This is a genomic window from Butyrivibrio sp. LB2008 (genome assembly GCF_000621565.1).
Lineage (GTDB): Bacteria > Bacillota > Clostridia > Lachnospirales > Lachnospiraceae > Butyrivibrio.
In genome coordinates this window covers 283527-286177 of sequence record NZ_KK211308.1, presented here as the reverse complement: position 1 = coordinate 286177, position 2651 = coordinate 283527, and the positions used below count along the sequence as shown (strand labels likewise).

The 2651-nt window shown below is 41.7% G+C and carries 1 protein-coding gene; it reads left to right on the top strand.

The window, feature by feature from the left end:
• Positions 1-2209, top strand: a 2209-nt coding sequence (locus T356_RS0117830) for a carbohydrate-binding protein (RefSeq protein ID WP_026515680.1), incomplete at its 5' end; no start/stop codon positions are given.
• Positions 2210-2651 lie beyond the last annotated feature (442 nt).

Below are 2651 nucleotides of genomic sequence, written 5' to 3'. Positions count from 1 at the left end.
TGCAATGATTGCTCCAAGCAAGACTTCTGTTGTAGTTAATGATGGCGGATATATAGTAATTAAGAACGTTAATTTCTCAAAGGGACTTAACGGATTCCAGATTTACGCACAGTCTTCAAAGCCTTCAGTTAAGCTCAATGTTTACATTGACCAGACAGGATTTGAGGCAAAGACACCTATCGGTACAGCAAGTGTCGGCGCAAGTATGGCAACAGGAACAGGCATTAAGCTTACATCAGACCTTTCAGGAACACATGATGTATACTTCGAGGCAACCGGCGGAGCAGTTACATTCGATGCTTGGAATGCAATGGCTAAGTCAGGAACAATCGTAGAGCCTCCTGTAGGTGATACAGTAGATCCTTACAGCACAGTAGAAGCAGAAGCATCTGCAGAACTTAAGAGTGCTATGGTTTCACCCAATAAGCAGTCGGTAGTAATCCAGGCAGACGGATACATGGTAGCAAAGAATGTGAATTTCTCAAAGGGAATCGCAGGAATCTTTGTAAGTGCAAAGTCAGGTTCACCTAAGACATCCGTAGCAGTATATATCGACAAAGTAAGCGGAGATCCTCTTGCAACAATCAATATCACATCAACTGACTTTAAGGAAAACGGTGCTAAATTGACATCTGACCTTACAGGAACACATGATGTATACTTCGTAGCAAAGGGCAACGCTGTAACAGTAGATAACTGGCATGCAATGGCATCGTCAGGAACAGTAACACCTCCTGTAGGTGACACAGTAGATCCTTACAACACAGTTGAGGCAGAAACATCTGCAGAACTCAGCAGTGCTATGGTTACACCTAACAAGCAGGCAGTAAGCATCCAGAAGGGCGGATATGCAGTAGCAAAGAACGTAGACTTCTCCAAGGGCATTAAGGAATTTACAGTTAATGCAAAAGCAAGCGGAGCAAACAGACTTGAAGCAAGACTTGATAAGGTTGACGGTGACCTCATCGCAAACTTCAGAGTCAGCACAGATGCAAAAGATATAACAGTAACAGCATCCAAGAATGTTACAGGAACACATGACATCTACTTCGTAGCTGCTATGGACGGAAGTGTAACATTTGATTCATGGAAGGTAACACCTGCGGACGGAACAATCGTAGAACCTCCTGTAGGCGATACAATCAATCCTTACAATAAGGTTGAAGCTGAAATATCCAAGGATCTTACAAATGCAATGCTTTCACCTAACAAGCAGTCGATAGTGATCAGTGACGGTGGATATATCCTTGTACAGAACATCGACTTCTCGAAGGGAATTTCCGGATTCAAGGTATTTGCAAGCGCAAATCAGCCTAAGGTTAAGCTTAATATCTACATCGACGATGCACAGGAACCTATCGGATCTATCAACGTTGGTATGGATATAACAAAGGAAACACTTGTTAAGATTAATTCCGACCTCACTGGTAAGCATTATGTATACTTCGAGGCAAAGGGTGGAGCCGCTACATTTGATGCATGGCAGGCAATGCCTTCATCAGGAACAATAGTTGATCCTCCTGTTTACGAAGACATCAATCCTTACAACACAGTTGAAGGCGAGACAGCTACAGATCTTACAAATGCAAGACTTACACCTAACAAGCAGGCTGTAAGCATCGGTGCAGGCGGATATGCAGTTGCAAAGAATGTTGTATTCTCTGATGGCATTTCAGAATTTGTAGTAAATGCAGGAGCAAGCAATTCTACAAGATTTGAGGTAAGAGTTGGCTCAGCTTCCGGAGATCTCATCGGATATGCAACTGTAAGCGGAAGCACACATGAGATTAAGATCACAGCTTCAAAGAACATCACAGGAAAGAAGGATATCTACTTCGTAGTTCCGAGTGGTGGAAGTGCTGTAACACTTGATTCCTGGAAGGTAAATCCTTATAAGGAAGTTGTAGAGCCTCCTGTAGTTGAGACAGGCATGAAGCTTACTCATAATACAAGCGCATGGCAGGGTGGTTATCAGACAAACTTTACTGTTACCAACAGTTCAGGTAATACAGTTAATACATGGAAGCTTAAGATCAAGAAGAACGGTATCAACATTACTCAGAGCTGGTGTGTAAATATCCAGCAGCAGGGCGATTACTATGTAATTACTCCTATGTCATGGAATTCTACACTCGGCAACGGCCAGTCTGCTACATTCGGAATTATCGGAAGCGGAGAGCCCAGCCAGATTGATTATGTATTTGAGTAAAAAAGAATTATAAAAAAAGAGAGAGAGGGGCAGGAAATAAACTTCTTTAAAAGAAGGTAAGAAATCCGGTGGCTATCTTCGGATGGTCACCGGTTTTTCTTATTGAAATTTCTCTGAAATTCCCTATTCAATAAAAACGTTCCGCAGGGATGCGCAGCTCGCGGTAAGGAATATATTGCTTACGCAATCCGCTCGCGCACTAGTGCTCTTTCTGTATCACTAAGAATGCGGTTTCATATGTTTCCAGATAAAAAAGTTTAGTCGATACAAGTTATCTGTATTTTGAGGATGTATTCCGTAGAGAATAGCAAGGATTTACAGATAAGAAGTGTCTAATTGTTGCAAGTTATCTGTGTTTTATCTGTGTTTTTCGGAGAGAATAGCAGAAAAACACAGATAAGAAAAGAATAATTGTAATCATTTATCTGTGTTATGTTGATGT